This window comes from Synechococcus sp. Tobar12-5m-g (assembly GCF_024345415.1).
GTDB lineage: Bacteria > Cyanobacteriota > Cyanobacteriia > PCC-6307 > Cyanobiaceae > Regnicoccus.
This window is the reverse complement of the sequence record NZ_JAGQBB010000037.1, coordinates 1-16507: the sequence shown is the minus strand read 5'-3', so window position 1 is coordinate 16507 and position 16507 is coordinate 1. Positions and strand designations below refer to the sequence as shown.

The window sequence follows — 16507 nt, the reverse complement described above, 5'->3', positions numbered from 1 at the left end:
AGCGGGCCAGTCCCCAAACATGGTGAGATCAGGCTCATTCCAGCCTGATCTCTGCTGAAATAGTCCAATCCGAACAATTGGTGGACCGCGACTGGCTATGCGGACGTGTTGTCCAGAGCTTCCCTAATAGGTTTTCGCTATCCATTTAGCTCCAAACCCGATATATCAATAAATGGATGTACTGGGAAGCAATTCCTAGTTAGCGAATCCACAGTCAGTCAATTTACACCCTACGTTAAATTTATTTCTATAAAGGTTGGCGGCAATGGTCTCCCTCGTGATTTTGCTGGGTTAAGTTATACTAAGAGTTTTGACGATGGCAGTCCCTATCAGTTGAGGTCTTCGGAAGATCGACCCAGCGGGTCAAAAGGCAATTCAGATCAGCTCACACTAGAACTTCCTACTCAGCTTGATCCGGGCAGCAATCTAATTATTCCCGTAGAATTTGGCTTTCAATATGTTCCGTCGAGGGATCAATTAAAGCCGAAGCCATGGAGCAATCCAGTTTTTATACTTGATCTCAATGTAGATCCCCAGACCTCGCAAAACATGTACAGGGGAATCAACTCCAAGGACCTCAAAGAACTTCGCCTGAAACCTGGCTTTGTTGGGATGATGAAGAATCGATCCGACGAAATACCGATTAGCCACCAGATCACAGTTGGACAGGTTATTGACCACATAGAGATTGCCAAGGAAAGTAGGCTTAAGCCTTTAGATGTTGCCTTCATAACTATTGGTCAAATGGTGCGTCTAGGCAGCTGCCCTTATTTGGTTGTCTATGACCGCACTAACGGCTATTGGGTTGACTACGGAACCGTCTTAGTTGCACGCAATACAAAGTCACTACAGACTGAAGAGACATATCTATACACTCGCAATATCAGCCAAATTATGATTCAAGAGAGAGAGGATGAGATTACTTATCTTGATCAGGTTCGCCTAACATTTACCGATCCAGGAACAGGCGTTAAAGGTGAAGTTACGCCTCCTGATACTGCTCTTGCTAATGCAGATCAGGAATATATGGTTTTGCGCAAAGGGGAAAGTTGGCAGTTCGACTTTAGCTCGCTTCTGCCAGATGGGGTTACTGACCTCGAGGTCCGTATCAATGGCTATTATCAAGTTGTTAAACCGGAATAAAGGTTGCTATTGTTCAAGTGGATACCATGTGCAGCATCCTGTGGAATCACGCAGCATGGCCTTAATCCGATGATCGCTGCCCGATCTTTGGGCAAGCCGCTGTAGCGGAACGCGGAACGGCAGATCCTAGGGCCATTTGACCAAGAACCGCCCCGCAGAACACGATGCAGCTGTTGAACCATTCCATCGAGAGATGGATCGAGGGCTAACTCGGCACCTCCGTCCTTTGGCACACCGTGGCGAGATGGATGCCAAACATCTTGACACCACTCAAGCAAGTGGCCGTGCATTTCTGCTAAGCCCCAGCGGTTCACAAACGCAAACGAACCGACGGAGGTAGTCCGTCCAGCGTAACTTCCCTTTCGTCCTGATCCGTAACTGTAGGACCCTTCGTAATTGGCCCAGGCAGGATCAAGGGTATCCCCGAAATGGAAGGGCTTTCTGCTCTCTGCACGTCAGGCAACTTCCCACAGGCTCTCGCTTGGCAATGACATCACCAATGGCTGACTGCTTGCCCTTTGGAAGACCATTTCCTTAGCGAGCCAACGGTTCAGTCGCGCCAGCCACTCCTGGCAGTCGAACCAGGTCACACTTTCAACAGGCAGGCCGCCTGGCTGGCAATAACATTCCCACAGGCCCTTGGGCTCAAAGGTGCTGATTGAGTCGCTCAACTCAAGCTCGATCGCCTCTAACTTGGCTACAGCAGCCCACTGGGCCTGGCTGATAGGAAAGCGGGCCATCGCATAGTCGGTTAGCTGTACAAACTGACGTGCCTCCACGTCGATTCCTGTGCACTCAGCGGCATGGTCATAGCGGCCTCGCTCCTTCTCGTCTGCCGGAGAGCCGATCTCATAGTTGCCTCCTGGCACGATCACCATCTCTACCTGCTCTCCATCAGGCAGCGGTAACTTCCACACCGGGATCTCCACAACCTGGCTACTCAGATCCAATTCCTCGCCGTTCTGCTTAGCCATGAGGGTCAGCATTGGGACCAAATGGCCGACACCTGTTCCTAGGATCGGCAGGCTTGGTGCGGACGCCAGTTGCAGACCCCTTGCAGCCCCCTGCAGCAATGGCAAGGTTGCATCTGGCTGATTCCAGTCGCCTACTTCCTTCACAACTGATTTTAGTGGCTCCTTGCGGAGAAGGATCGCCAGCTCTTTTGTGATCATTTGTTGGCTCTCCTCATTGCCCTTCCGCCCTGCAGCGAGGAGGCCTAAGCCCTCTGCGGCCGCTCGTCGGAGCGCCAACGGGTGAGAGTTGCCCCGCATCATGTTCATCAGGCCGGCTATGGCCATCTCATTTCCGATCAAGCCCAACACCATGGCGACTTCGGCCCGCTCCTGGGTAGGCAACTGCTTGTCCGTCATCGCCAGAGCTAACCGCTCACTCGCCACTTCCCGCACGGCGCGCCGTGCGGGAAGTGGCGCATCGGTAGCAGACATCGCAGCCAGCTTGGCCACAGCATCGCGCCGCTCACTTGCCACCGGCACTCCCAACTCCCAAGTCCATTTGCGAGCCCGCTGCAGTTCCTGGCGATAGCGCTCCTCTTCTGGATCCAGAAAAGCAAGCCGACCCAGCCTATCTGGGGCATCGGTCGGCATAGCCAACGACCGCCCCTTGCTCCGCTCGTGGCAGCAATCGCGCAGTGCCAGCAAAAAACCTCTCATTCGCTCCCGCCCATCCTCATTCGAATCTTCCAGTTGAGCCAGAAATTCCTCCCAGACCTCTCCTTCCACCCCAGATTTCGCCTCCAGCTGTTCGAGTTGTTCCAACGCAGCTAGGTAGTCAGACAAAGAATCGAGCGGAAAGCGCAGTTCACTGGCATCAGCTCCGGGATGCAGCAGCAGCCGCAATTCCAGTAGATAGGCTAGTATTGCTCTGCGCTTCTCACCCTGCGCAAGCCCTAACCCATCAGCTGCTGCAAGGGCCCGCTCCGCCAGCCAGAGAGGAAACACTAGCGGTTGGAACATGGGCTTCCCCCTGGGTCCCTGTCGGTGACTGGCCAGCGCCAGAACTTTCAAGACCCGTTGCACAAGCGACCCATCGATCACCAACCCCGCCCGCTGTCGCATCCTGTGGTCGGACGGCGTATCCACTCGAGTGACATAACTAAGCATGAGATCAGGAACTGATCCCGCCAGCACCCCTTGTTTCCGCTTAGCAATTACGTCGTCGATAAACATCTGGGCCAGTAGCGCAGTGATTGGCTTGTCTCCCACGATGCGCCGAAGCTGGTTCTGGGCCGGAACTAGGTCGTCGTCCTTGAGCAACTCACCTTGGCCCTGCTGTCGCAAGTAGTCGAGGAAAAACGACTGAAGCCGGTCGGTGGCGATCTGTAGTGGCACCAGCCGTGTTATTGGTCGCTCTCGGTAGCCATCATCGTTGCTGCGGGTAGTGGCGATCACTAGGCCCGCTGGCAGGTTCGTCAGCAGTCGCTGCCGCTCGGCTTCTGACAGCTCTGAGACGTGATCGAGTATCGGAATTAACCGCTTCTGGCGCAGCAGTGCTGCTACCAGGGCAGGATCGATGCCCTTGTCCTCATCCGCGAGCTGCGCGTCCAGCCAGCGCTTTACCCGCCCGGCGACGCTCTCTCCCTCCGCCAAACCTGTTTCGATCAGTAATGGCAGCCGTCTCAGCCCATCCGGCTTGCCTTCCAGGAACCACCTGGCGATGCGGAATGCCAGACTTGTTTTTCCGCAGCCACCATCTCCGCTAATCAAGAGAAGCTGGGCCGAGCCAGGTTCCAACAGAGGCGCGAGTTGTTCCGGCTCCAGAAGTGCCTGTGTACTGCTGGCGTCCGCGCCCGCCAGGGTCAACCGCACGTCCAGAGGCACATGCACACGCCGTTGTTGCACCGACGGAATGGCCAAGAAGGCTCTCTCCACCTTGCAGTGGTACCGCTCCAACCAGGCGGCGATCTCACTTGTGGTATAGCCCTTCGGGCCTCCTGGCGTGGAGACCTCCGCCAATTGTTTCAGGGAGCGCTCAACGAGCTGAGAGAGCTGGTCGGGGTTGGAAAATTTTTGCAGCGTCAGGCCCGCGTTGCTCACCTTTGCCAGAAACTCCTCTTGCCTGTCCCCATACAACCGGTCAATCAGGGCTTTGGGCGGAATTCCTGGATCTTCGGCCTCGGGATCCAGCTGAAACACAAGTCGTTGGATCTCATGCTCCGTGCCCTTCGTTGCAGTGGCCGTGTCAAATTCCAGCTCCGTGTACGACACATCGGGCCGATCACGAACCGGCGAGCCCCAGCGGGTTCCGTAGATCCCTACATAAACATCACAGTCTTTAACGCGATCTATGCATACATGAGCAGGTGCTTCGTCGATAGAGGGAAAATCGCGCATGTCTATAACGACGTTGCCAGTGGCGGAGATGGCACGCTCGGCTTTGTCGATGTAGGAGCCGGCAGATGGATACTTGCGCAACTCCGACGTGTGAGAGATAAATACCCTCCAGGGGCCTGGCCCAGTAATTCCCATGAAGCCACATGGCAGAGAGGAGTATTCATGCTACAGCAAATGATCATGAAAAAGTTTGCAGAGCGGTGATCTTGTCCTCAACACACCTAGCGAACGTGCCCTCGACAGGAACCCTACAATGAGAATCCGTACTCGGTGCAAAGGTGCCGGCTGCAGAACAAGATATGACATCAATGTGCATTCTGATATGCTGCACATGATCGGGCATTGCCAGATAAGCACTCCAGTAGGGCATGCTGCTACCTGCCATTACTATACTTCAGCGAAAGCAGATACTTCAGACGTCTAGACCGCCGAACAAACAGATGCAGAAGACGGGGGCTGGGCTTTCTTGTCCAGCTGGAGCAGCTCGGCCCGCTTCTGATCTGGGGCGTTAGCCCCACAGGCAAGAGCTACAATTTACAGAGTCTTTTACGATCCCAATGCACAGCATTCAAGGTACAGCCTATGAAGTTGCAGAGACTCAGCTAGACCAATCAAGGATTCTTGCCGACCGAGTGCAGTCTATGCGAACCACTGGCGCACTTACCCCAGAAGTACTTGGCAAGCTTAGAAAATACTTCAAAATCAAGAATATCTACAACTCAAATGCGATTGAAGGCAGCACACTTGACGTTGGAGAGACCAGGCTGGTCGTTGAACAGGGCTTAACTATTAGCGGAAAGCCACTAAAGGATCAGGCGGAGGCCAAGAATCTTTCTGCAGCTCTTGATTTTCTCGAAGAGTTGGCAAGGAATACTGAAACACCCATCACAGAGGCGGACATAAGACAGCTTCATTACTTGGTGCTTACAGATATTAATCGTGAGAACGCTGGTAGGTATCGTTCGGTCCCCGTTGAAATTGGAGGGTCGGAGTTTAAGCCGCCTAATCCCGAGCATATCGCGAGTGAAATGAATGATTTTGGTCAATGGCTAAAATCAGCGAGCAGTCCCGGAACGTTATTTATGCAAGACGAAGCAATTCTTGCAGCAAGTGCGGCTCATACCTGGTTTGTGACAGTCCATCCGTTTATTGATGGAAATGGACGAGTTGCCAGGCTCCTCATGAATTTGTTGTTCATGCGCTATGGCTTTCCAATTGCAGTGATTACTCGTGAAGACAGGTCGCGCTACTATGATGCTCTGGAATTATCTCAAGTGTCAGACTTAACTGGCTTTGTCTCTCTTGTCTCGGAGTCAATTGAAGAAAGCCTTGAGGAGTATGAGGCAGCCGCTTCTGAGCAGAGAGATGCGCAGGAATGGGCTAAGTCTATTGCCCTTAAATTTGGGGCTAAGGAGAAAGTCACTGCATCAAATCACTATGAAGTGTGGAAAAATGCAATGGAGCTTTTGAAGAGCCTCATCAGACAAACTGCAGACCTACTAGACGCAAATGCTAACATTGGCAAGATATACTTTAATGACTTTGGCAACCTCGGATTTGAAAAGTATCTTTCGTTAAAGAATTATGGCTCAGCCAAGAAGACATGGTTTTTCCGTATCGACTTTAAGATTGGCGCAAGGTCTGCCCGGTACCTATTTTTCTTTGGATCACCCAGCCATGTAATGCGTGCCCTGGGAGTTGACGTTGACGTTACACTACATGTAAGTAGGGAAGAGCCTGCTGGATCGTTTCACTACGAGTTCCTTGATCAGATAACAGCGCCCAACGTCCCAAATGTTGTGGAGATTGGATATAATCCAGAACGCGAGGCATTCGTTGTTCGGGGGGTTGACTCTCGTGTTCGAGAAGAGAAGGTCGATTCACTTTGCAGGCTCTTCATCCAAGAGGTTGTGGAGAAAGATTTTGGAGGCTAACAACGCGATTCACCTGAGCCGCCTCCTTCAGCGTGCTCATACCTTGTATGCGTCCGCGGCCAGGTGATCGCAGACGTTAGCTTGCTTGCATCGGCTGCAGCTGATTTATTAGGCATCAATTGTTTTGTCGGTTGGCGAGAATTCAACTCCTTGAACCCCCGGCACTGTATTCTCGTCTGCCGCCGACCTGGTGATAACTGAGACTTTGTATGCTTCAATGGAATTGTGACCATGCATTCTCGGCCTTAAACGGCTTATGAGTTCCCCTTCAGTTGAAAATCCTCCTCTATTTGACCATACAGATGAGATTGTTGCAGGCAGGAGAATTACTGGGTTCGCAGGCCGACAGATCAGCCGTGACAACAGAATTGGCAAGCCACTATGGAATTGGGTTTGTATGCCCTGTGGCGAGGCGGGAGATAGCCCTGCAAAGTGGGAAAACCTTAGGCAACTAGATCGTCTTGGTGTGGAGAACTGTAAGCACTGCAGCATGGGCAGACGAAAGAATGTTCCTTTAGGCACAAGATGTCAGAATCTTGTTTCAATCGGTCCATGCCGCCTATCCCGCAATCAAACTGGCTCCCTTAAGCGTGAGCTACCCTGTCGCTGTGAAATATGTGGTGCCGAAGGATGGTGGCAGAAGACTGACTTCTTGGCAGGCAAGGCTAATTGCAACTGTCATCGCAAAGTTCAGGGCGGCTTATCTAATACTCGAGTAGGCATTCTATGGTCTGGAGCGCGAAGACGCGCTGATGAGCGAGGAATTCCGTTTACCATTGAACACGAAGACATTGTGATACCTGAATTCTGTCCAGTGCTCGGTATTCGCCTTAGCCACGCTAATTCAGAACAGCAAACAAGGAAGGGTGAGGGGGGTTTCCATGCTGCCAGCCCGTCATTGGATAGACTGATTCCTGATGAAGGGTATACCAAAGAAAACTGCTGGGTTATCAGCTGGCGTGCAAATAGAATCAAGGGAGACGCCACTCTTGAGGAGCTAAAAAGACTTGTATCGGCAATTGAAGGCAAGATATCTGATTTTGGCCTCTTCTAATCGTCTGTATATATTGCAGCAATAGAGAGGGGCCTGTTGTAGACATGCTGAAATGCTTCTTTCGTCATTTGTATTAATTAAGTGGGACGCTTAATTGCCAACAAGCTAACACTGCGATGCACCCGACCACCAACCGTCAGCTTCGCCGCCTATTGCCGGCGGGTGATCGCTATCGTTAGACAGACGAAAAGAGCGGGTTGCGCTCTCGTATCTCTTGGGATACAATGCTCCAATGCTGGAGGTTCGGGAGACTAATGCCTATGCCAATTGGTTTAGGGGTCTGCGTGATCGCGCAGCCAAGGCGCGAATCGACATTCGAGTGAGGCGTCTATCTCTTGGTAATCCTGGGGATGTTCGCCCAGTCGGGGAAGGAGTCTCAGAACTTCGGATTCAATTCGGCCCAGGCTACCGAATCTATTTCATCCAGAACGGTGAGGAGTTCATCCTGCTCCTTGCAGGTGGAGACAAATCCTCTCAAGCTAAGGATGTTAAGCAAGCTAAAGATCTTGCGCGAAACCTTTAGGAGAGACTCGTGACTAAGACGGCTACTACTCGCTGGGATCCTGCAGACCATCTTGTAAGCAGTGAAGACCAGGCTGCCTATCTTGAAGCAGCACTCGAAGATGGCGACCCCAAGGTCATCGCTGCCGCGCTAGGTGATATAGCTCGTGCCAAAGGAATGACACAGATCGCCCGTGACGCAGGCCTTGGTCGTGAGAGCCTCTACAAGGCTTTGTCAGCTGGTGGAAATCCAGAGTTCGGTACGATCTTGAAGGTTATCTCGGCGCTAGGTCTTCAGTTGCATGCAAGTCCTGCAGATGAGGCGAAAGCTGCTGTCTAACACCGCCATTCACCTGAGCCGCCACCGCAAGGGCATCTGCTTGATGCAACGTTCATTGCGGCCAGGTGATGGCGAGCGTTATGCCGCAAGACCTCGGTGGGGAAAAAACTAGACACCTTTCTTACGTTGCTTATGGTTGCGTTAGCTTCAGATCGTTGGTGATACGCTGGCTTAAGACTAGAGGCGGCGCGACCTCGTCAAGCCTGTGCTAGATTTTATAATGTTATCTTCAAACTAAACTTATAAATAGCAATAATGGATGATCAGCGGCTCGAAAGTCACCTCAATCTAATTGATAGACTCTTGGAACGTCCAAGTGATTACTTAGAAATCCTGAGGAATAGCTCTAGCCTGATAGACGAGAGCTTTGTGGTAACACTTAAACGAATGATCAAAGTGTTGGAGAGAAAAAGTGAACATGATGCTGCCGCTTTTCTCAACAGTGTTACTTATCGGATCTTTCTTTCACATCTGATTCAGACAGGCTATGAGAGCAACATTAGTGCACAAGTTATTTATCCATTACTGGAAGCAAACTTAGACAGACTGGACAACAACTTTGCTCAACTTCTTGAAGATTGGGCGCTCCAAGCTCTATCAACCCTTGAAGGAGTGGAGGCATTGAAGATCGCTGTATTAATTGGCAATCTCTGCATTCAGTTGGCCGAATATCCTCAAGGAAATCAAGCTACTAATCTAGAGATTGCTATTAAGGGTTGCAAAGCAGTTCTAATGACGGTTTTCGCCCGTGATAAGCATTTGCAGGGTTGGGCACTTAATCAAAGCACTTTAGGAAATTTCTACGAAAAGCGAGTTTGCGGCGATCGGGCTGAGAATCTAGAAATGGCAATTGCTTGTCACAACAATTCTCTAGAAGTCTGGACATATGAAAGTCTTCCAGAAAGTTGGGCGTTAACCCAGAACAATTTGGCAAACACATATCGACAACGAATCAAAGGAGAACGTGCTGAGAACATAGAGCAAGCTATTCAGCATTGTCGATATTCTCTTAGAGTCTATACTTACGAATCACATCCAGAATACTGGGCAGACACGCAGATTAACTTAGGCAATGCATACTTATGTCGCATTCTAAGCGATCGTGCTGAAAACTTGGAGCAAGCCATTATTTGCTATCAGAATGCCTTGCAAGCTTATACTTATGATACGCATCCAGAACATTGGGCATCAATACAGAGTAATTTGGGAAGTGCCTATCTCTATAGATTTCATGGCAAGCGGAGTGAAAACTTAGAAAAGTCAATTTCTTGTTATGAAGAAGCGCTTAAAGTTCGTATTCTTGACGAGTTCCCATATTTATGGGCAGAGACTCAGAATAGTTTAGGTGAGGCGTATCGGATACGTATCAAGGGAGTATGGATTGAGAATTTCATTCAAGCCATTGCTTCCTATGAAAGTGCCTTGAAAGTTTGGACATTCGATGCCTTTCCAGAACAGTGGGCGATGATCCAACTTAATCTGGGAGAAACTTACAGAACAAGCAGAGCCAGAAGTCTCGCAGAGAACTTTGAAAGAGCAATATCTTGCTATGACAATGCTTTACGCGTTTACTCCCGTGACACTTTTATAGAACGATGGGCAACCATCCAGAATAATCTAGGGGCGGCTTATGCTGAGCGCATTGAAGGGAATAAGGAGAAGAACTTAGAGCAAGCTATCACCTATTTCCAAAATGCCTTGCAAGTTCATACGAAGGAACTCTTTCCACATTACTATATTGAAACGCTGCATAGTCTAGGTCGTGCCTATGAAAAGACTAAGCAGTATCAAAACTCCTATCTTGCTTTCAAATCTGCGATTGAGAGTATTGAGCTATTACGAGACGAGGTTCTTTCTAGTACTGATATTAAACAGAAGCTAGCGAGAGATTGGCATGACCTCTATCGAGATGCTGTAAAGGTTTCTCTGGAGCTCGGCTATCTCAAAAAAGCAATAGAATATGCAGAACGTAGCAAAACGCGCGATTTAGTTGAGCTTATCTTTAGTCGTGATATTCACATAGTATTTCCTCAAGTAGTTGCGACTCAATTAGAAAGATTGCAAAATAGAATTGCCAGTATTCAGGCTCAGATCCAGGCTGCATCTTTTGATAACTCGACTAATTTAGCCGATAAGCTTCAACAACTCAGGCGACAGCGAAATCAATTACAGGATCGGTATTTACCAATTGGCTCTAGCTTTAATTTTGATTCATTTCAATCAACTTTAGATTCTCATACTGTAATTCGGCAATGGTACATTTTAGACAACTGCATTCTAACATTTCTCATTACTCAAGTATCGTTACGACTGATCTGGCATTCTAGCTTAGAAAAATTGAATGAATTAGAATTATGGACTTCACGTTATTTAAGAAATTACAGAAATACAAAGCCTCATTGGAAAGATGAGCTAGCTAATCAACTGGGCAGTCTATCAACAATCTTGAATCTAGATGAGATTCTTGCTAATCCTGAAATCGTAGAATGCGAGTGCCTTACCCTAATTCCTCATCGTTATCTACATATATTACCGCTACATTCCTTGCCATTGCTAAATGGCAATCTAATGCTAGATTGCTTTGAGGGAGGTATTGGTTACATTCCTAGTTGCCAGCTACTCCAGCTAACTCAACGGCAACAACACTTCGACTTCAAAAACCTATTTGCAATTCAGAATCCCACTAGAGATTTAATATATGCAGATTTTGAAGTGGAAATCCTACGCTCTTTCTTCCCCATTGTGAACATCTTGGCAAACCAAGAAGCAACTAGTTTAGCACTTGAGGCGAATAAGAGATTATTATCGGCTCACTGTATTCATTTTTCTTGTCATGCTGAATTCAATCCAGAGTTTCCCTTGTCATCGGCTTTGATTCTGGCAAATAAAGAATACCTTACTTTGAGAGAAGTCTTCGAAATGCGCCTTAGTCAATGCCGACTTATTACACTCTCTGCTTGTGAGACGGGAATGACTGACCCAACCTGTATTAGTGATGAGTATATTGGTTTACCGAGCGGATTTCATTACGCGGGCGCTCCCGCCATTGTCAGTTCCCTCTGGGCAGTGAATGATCTCTCTACAACATTACTGATAGTTAAGCTATATGAAACTCTTGGTTCACTGCTTCCCTTAAACGCAGGAGATGTAGCGCTTGCTCTCAGCAAATCACAAATATAGTTGAGACACCTAACTATTGAACAGTTTGATGAAGAGATAATCAGACTTCAACCTAAGATTAATGATTTTCTTAGTCAACTTCGACCAGGACAACGCTTAATCTTTCAAGAATCCCTTAAGATAACTAGGCTACGCCAACCATATCCCTTTCTAGATCCATATTATTGGGCAGCATTTACTGTAATAGGACTTTAGGGTGTTGGATTAGGAGATTCACAAAACCTCTTTATCCCGATCTTGAAAACGTATACAGTAACTACTGTAGCAATCCCTGGAGGAATAGCAAGACCAATTGTCAATGGCTCAACTAATACACCGATTAACCCACCAGCAAGGTCATTGCGAAATTCCTCCTGACATACAACTTTGCGACTTTTTTCAAGCCAATCACTCAATCCTCGTTCGGGTTCTTGTCCGGTTTCTCTTAATGTTATCAACGCTATCGCATCTTCTAAGTTTCCACCACATTCCTTAATTATATCCAAGGCTCCAATTCCCTCTGGATAATCTGCTAGCCGTGAGCGAAATGATTCGATCTCTTGCTCTGTAATAGTTGTCATGCTTAGGATGGTCCAGGGTCTAGGCTAATTATATATTTAGATCAGCAATCGTTAGAACTTGACTAAGCGATTATTGATTACGAAATATGTACATACAGGGTCTGTGATTAATCCTAGTCAGGCGGGACGACCTTGGTCGCAGCGGCATAACAAACCGTTGCAACGGAATTTTGCGAACGAATTTGAACATTTTGCTGTGTCTCAAAGGTTCTTGCCGTTCGCAAAATCCGCTGAACTCAATCGTTCGCTTCAGTAATCCCCCAACTTCCTTGCCAATCAAGCCAGCGGAGGCTGTGTTGAGCGGAAGTAAAGTTTCATCTCCACTTGCGGAGGGTGTTTCATCTGGCCTAGCGTTGGTGAGATCCCGTGTCCTGAAGTCAACCTGTAGAGCATCATGATGAACACGAAGCAATCTTTCAGTTCATCGGAGATCATCGACCCACAGGCCGCCCGAGGCCTCGCAAAGTCTGCCTACATCTTCACTTATCCCCTGGTGATGAATTACCGGACGATGTTCATGCAGGCCATCGACGGGGAGAAGGCCATGGGCAAGTGGCTTCATCTTGGGCTTTCCTCGCCAGCGGATACCGATATTGTGACGCCAAACAACGACACGCCCTATTCCTACGCGTGGGTGGATCTTCGCACCGAACCGTGGGTGCTGACGATGCCGAAGATCGAGAAGGAGCGGTTCTACACAAGCCAATGGGATGACTACTGGGGCTATGTCCTCGACAATCCCGGATCGGTCAACGACGGAAACGATGGAATTTCCGTGCTGCTCACCTCCCCGTCTTGGAAGGGCAGTCTTCCGGATGGAGTGGCACGGGTCATTCAAGGTGAGACGGATTTCCTTGGCACCTTGACCCGCACCCAGATCATCGGTGGCCAGGAGGATCTCCGGAAGGTCAAGGAAATTCAGGAAAGCTACAAACTTGAGCCCTTGAGTTCCTTTGCCGGCATACCTGCTCCCAAGGCCGCTCCCACCATCGACTGGCCGAAGTGGACCGATGGAGATGAAGTCAAGGAAGCCTACTGGAGCTACGTTTCGTTTCTGCTGCCCTTCGTCACCCCGAATCCGGACGACCAGGCGATGCATGAAGCTTTGGCCCAGCTCGGGATCCAATCGGGCTCATCATGGGACCCCGCGGCGTTGGAGCCTGCAGTGCGTGAGGCGATGCAGCAAGGTCTTGAGGATGGGCGCGCGGAGATGAAGAATCTCAGCGAGGGCGGCATCGACGCGGCAAAGTTCTTCGGTACGCGGAAGCGGGTCGGCACGAACTACATGGACCGGGCCCTCGGGGTCTATATGGGAATCTTCGGCAATGTGAAGGAGGTCTCCGTTTATCTCTCGATGCCTGCCGATGCCGATGGCACGCCTCTCGATGGCGGCAAGTGCACCTACACCCTGACCTTCACAGGGGATCAGATGCCACCGGTGGATTACTTCTGGTCGATCACCATGTACAAGCTGCCGGAGCGCTTGCTGGTGGGTAACCCAATCGATCGCTATTCGATCGGCAGTGCCACCACCGGCCTCAAGACCAACGAGGACGGCTCCCTCGTCATCTACGTCGGCAAGGAATCCCCCGGAAACGACAAGGAGAGCAACTGGCTGCCCGCCCCCGACGGCCCATTCTGGACGGTGATGCGCTGTTACGGTCCCAGTCAATCGATCTTCGATGGCACCTATAAGCGGCCAGACTATGTGACGGGATCATTGAACGAACAGCCGTCGATCAAGACCCAATAAACCAGAACCATGAACCAAACCCCAGCTGAAACTCTCGACACCCCGATCGGCAGGCTGTCCTTCACTCCTGATTTCATCAATGGCTATCCTTCTGGGGAGTCGGTTGAACTGCTCTTCGATCAGATTGATTTCCAGCGGGCTTGCCAGGCCTATCTGTGGAGCATCCCGATCGTCTCCTTTGCCGAGTGGCAGAAGGGCCACGAGGTGACCTTCAAGGCGAGGGCCGGTGATGTTGTGGTGTATGACAACTACCTGGCCAAGCTCGGGATTCTCACGGCAAACGCCACGACGCCCTACATCATCAGTTTCTTCAATCTCGAGGAAACCGGGCCGATGGTCGTCAGGATGCCTGCCGGCGCGGTGGCGGGTTTCGCCGACGACATGTGGCAGCGCCCCTTGATCGATATGGGCCAGACGGGACCGGACAAAGGCCAGGGTGGCGTCTACGTGATCTCGGGCCCCGGGCAGAACGCCGAGGCCCCCAAGGGGGGCTACTTGGCCGAATCCCCAACGAGCAATGTCTTCTGGGGGTTCCGCGCCCTTGACAAGGATCCCGCCAAGGCGAAGGCACTGCTGCAGATGCTGGAGATCTACCCTCTCTCGAAGAGCGACAACCCGCCCAAGAAGTCGATTGTCGACATCTCGGGAATCCGCTGGAGTCAGACGCCCCCCAGAGGAATCGACTATTGGAAAAGCCTGCACGCGATCATCCAGCGCGAGCCGGTGCATGAGCGCGATCGGTGGTTCATGGCCATGCTCATGCCGCTCGGCATCGAAAAGGGCAAGCCATTCGAACCCGACGAGCGCCAGTCCAGGCTGCTCACCGACGGGGCTCTGGTGGGCGAGGCGATGGCAAAGGCCAATGATTTCGAGAAGCGGCTCAAGGAGGCTCAGTACGCGGAAGGAACCCACTGGCATTTTGCCCTCGTGATCGATCCTTCCCAACGAGCGGACTTCTACGACCAGCTTGACGGTCGTGCGGCCTGGTTTTACGAAGCCGTGACAACGTCATCCGGGATGGTGACCAGGACGCCGGGCGTCGGCCAAGTCTATCTGGGAACCTACAAGGATAAGGACGGCGACTGGCTCGATGGGACGAAGAGCTATCGGCTCCGCGTACCTGCAGATGCCCCGGTGGAGCAGTTCTGGTCCATGACCGTCTACGACGTGGGAGCGCGCTGCCTGATCGACAACCCGTCCCAGCAAGCGGACCGCTCATCACGCATGGACCTGAAGGTCAACGACGACGGCAGTATCGACCTCTATGTCGGCCCGAAGGCACCTGCAGGCAAAGAAGGGAATTGGGTCGAGACAGTCCCCGGCCGGGGTTGGTTCAGCTATTTCCGCCTTTACGGCCCGAAGCAGGAGCACTTCGATGGGTCGTGGGTGCTTCCCGATTTCGAGAAGACCGAAGTGTAACTAGAATCTTCCCGGGGTAACGAAGGCGAGGATGTGAAGCGAACAAACCCCTGGAGTGGACAGGCCACCACCTAATCACTGCTGACGGCCTACGCTCCTTGCCTGCCACTCAGGGGCAGCGTTCGAAGGATCGGTCTGGGTTGGCCCAGTAACAATGTTTCCGTTTTCAGGCCATTATATGTCTTCACACGAACGAGATCCATGGGATTCGCGTCCTTCCGCTTCGGCTCTGTCAGCCCCTTCACCGCAACTATCAAGGCTACTTTAGGGTTATCTATTTTGGGTGGACTGTGGCTTCCGGTAGATGCTGGCCAATACGAGGCACTTTGCGGTGGCTCAAAGTGCACCGTTATCGTATCGCCAACTGATATTTCTTCGCTATATGGAAGGATCCCGTCAAAGCGAGTTACCTACTGGAGCAAGACTGGTGAATCCAAGACTTCAATTAGGACAGGTGTGGCCACGACACTTCTCCTTGGTGGTGTTGGCTTGCTTGGTTTTTTGGCTAAGAACCATCAATACAACTTTACCGTCAATGGATTCGACGCATCGGGTAAAGCTGTGGCAATGCAATTTGAATTCAAGAACGACAAGCCTGCAAAGTTGTTGATGCAGGAAATGGTTGCCGTGACAGGTCTGAGCATGGGACAATCGCGCACAATAGACGAGATTAAAGCTGCTGAAGGCAGCGATCAGCAGGGCCTGGACGAAATGCCCAAGTAGTCCACAAGCCTTGAGCCTGCGACTCTGAGACCAGCAAATACTTCTTCTACAGCAAAGGCCTGAAAGAATTGTTGGTCAACATATCCAAACAGCAGTCCAGTCATCAAAATGTGGTCTGAAGCAAATCCACCCCAAGCAGAAGGGAACAAAAAGCGCTTTGATGATTGTTGTTGCTGGCCAGCAACCATTGAAGCGGATAGTAGAGCGTGCTAGACAGATCTTTGCGAGGCTGAATTCCGCAGGGCTTAAGGGTTAAGAGACGACACTTCGAACAAGCCCCTCGAGTGGACAGGCCAACACCAGCTCATTGCTGGCGCAGCCCTGGGTTGCCTGCCTGCCACACAGGGGCAGCGTTGGGCGGCATACGTTCACAATGTGACAGACGCTTGGCAGGATCTCTACGATGCCATCGAGACCCAGAGGCCCCCTCTGCCAGGAAAGATGAAGCCTCTCCATCCCGACCATTCCAATCACCAGGGGGCCTGATGGAACCGACCAATGCGTCCATACAGCGAGGCCGTCAAGGCTGATGTCCGCCGGCGGATGGGGC

9 protein-coding genes and 1 pseudogene are annotated in these 16507 nt (G+C 50.8%); 8 read left to right on the top strand and 2 right to left on the bottom strand.

What is annotated here, in order from left to right; translation table 11 throughout:
- Window positions 1–108 precede the first annotated feature (108 nt).
- On the top strand, window positions 109–1143 hold the full coding sequence (locus tag KBY66_RS15030) for a hypothetical protein (protein WP_255090432.1): 1035 nt from the start codon (window positions 109–111) through the stop codon (window positions 1141–1143).
- On the opposite strand, the pseudogene KBY66_RS15025 reads toward KBY66_RS15030, so the two are convergent.
- Window positions 1122–4628: pseudogene (locus tag KBY66_RS15025) on the bottom strand (SUMF1/EgtB/PvdO family nonheme iron enzyme). The gene KBY66_RS15030 and the pseudogene KBY66_RS15025 overlap by 22 nt on opposite strands.
- Before the next feature lie 506 nt (window positions 4629–5134).
- Between KBY66_RS15025 and KBY66_RS15020 the strand changes: the two are divergent.
- The 4 genes from KBY66_RS15020 to KBY66_RS15005 all read left to right on the top strand — a co-directional run bounded on the left by KBY66_RS15020 (window position 5135) and on the right by KBY66_RS15005 (window position 11502).
- Window positions 5135–6427, top strand: a complete 1293-nt coding sequence (locus KBY66_RS15020; protein ID WP_255090431.1) for a Fic family protein — start codon at window positions 5135–5137, stop codon at window positions 6425–6427.
- Window positions 6428–7713: 1286 nt separating this feature from the next.
- Complete coding sequence (locus tag KBY66_RS15015) at window positions 7714–8004, top strand: type II toxin-antitoxin system RelE/ParE family toxin (RefSeq protein ID WP_255090430.1); 291 nt, start codon at window positions 7714–7716, stop codon at window positions 8002–8004.
- A gap of 9 nt (window positions 8005–8013) precedes the next feature.
- Window positions 8014–8322: an addiction module antidote protein gene (locus KBY66_RS15010; RefSeq protein ID WP_255090429.1), complete on the top strand. Its 309-nt coding sequence runs from the start codon at window positions 8014–8016 to the stop codon at window positions 8320–8322.
- A 387-nt stretch (window positions 8323–8709) separates the two neighbouring features.
- A complete protein-coding gene (locus KBY66_RS15005; RefSeq protein WP_255090428.1) occupies window positions 8710–11502 on the top strand; it encodes a CHAT domain-containing protein in 2793 nt (930 codons plus the stop codon).
- Between the two features lie 191 nt (window positions 11503–11693).
- On the opposite strand, the gene KBY66_RS15000 is transcribed toward KBY66_RS15005, so the two are convergent.
- Window positions 11694–12062, bottom strand: a complete 369-nt coding sequence (locus tag KBY66_RS15000; protein ID WP_255090427.1) for a hypothetical protein — start codon at window positions 12060–12062, stop codon at window positions 11694–11696.
- Between the two features lie 394 nt (window positions 12063–12456).
- Between KBY66_RS15000 and KBY66_RS14995 the strand changes: the two genes are divergently transcribed.
- From KBY66_RS14995 to KBY66_RS14985, 3 genes are all read left to right on the top strand, one after another.
- Entirely contained in the window at window positions 12457–13815 is a 1359-nt protein-coding gene (locus KBY66_RS14995; protein ID WP_255090426.1) for a DUF1254 domain-containing protein, read from the top strand.
- A 9-nt stretch (window positions 13816–13824) separates the two neighbouring features.
- Window positions 13825–15234, top strand: coding sequence for a DUF1254 domain-containing protein (locus KBY66_RS14990; RefSeq protein WP_255090425.1), 1410 nt, complete (start codon window positions 13825–13827; stop codon window positions 15232–15234).
- 201 nt (window positions 15235–15435) lie between these two features.
- Window positions 15436–15957: a hypothetical protein gene (locus KBY66_RS14985; protein ID WP_255090424.1), complete on the top strand. Its 522-nt coding sequence runs from the start codon at window positions 15436–15438 to the stop codon at window positions 15955–15957.
- The last annotated feature ends 550 nt before the right edge of the window (window positions 15958–16507 follow it).

Excerpts from the sequence above, each read along its gene's own strand:
- KBY66_RS15020 (WP_255090431.1), top strand. The coding sequence starts at position 5,135 with ATGCGAACCACTGGCGCACTTACCCCAGAAGTACTTGGCAAGCTTAGA.
- KBY66_RS15015 (WP_255090430.1), top strand. The coding sequence starts at position 7,714 with ATGCTGGAGGTTCGGGAGACTAATGCCTATGCCAATTGGTTTAGGGGT.
- KBY66_RS15005 (WP_255090428.1), top strand. The coding sequence starts at position 8,710 with ATGATCAAAGTGTTGGAGAGAAAAAGTGAACATGATGCTGCCGCTTTT.
- KBY66_RS15000 (WP_255090427.1), bottom strand. The coding sequence starts at position 12,062 with ATGACAACTATTACAGAGCAAGAGATCGAATCATTTCGCTCACGGCTA.
- KBY66_RS14995 (WP_255090426.1), top strand. The coding sequence starts at position 12,457 with ATGATGAACACGAAGCAATCTTTCAGTTCATCGGAGATCATCGACCCA.
- KBY66_RS14990 (WP_255090425.1), top strand. The coding sequence starts at position 13,825 with ATGAACCAAACCCCAGCTGAAACTCTCGACACCCCGATCGGCAGGCTG.
- KBY66_RS14985 (WP_255090424.1), top strand. The coding sequence starts at position 15,436 with ATGGGATTCGCGTCCTTCCGCTTCGGCTCTGTCAGCCCCTTCACCGCA.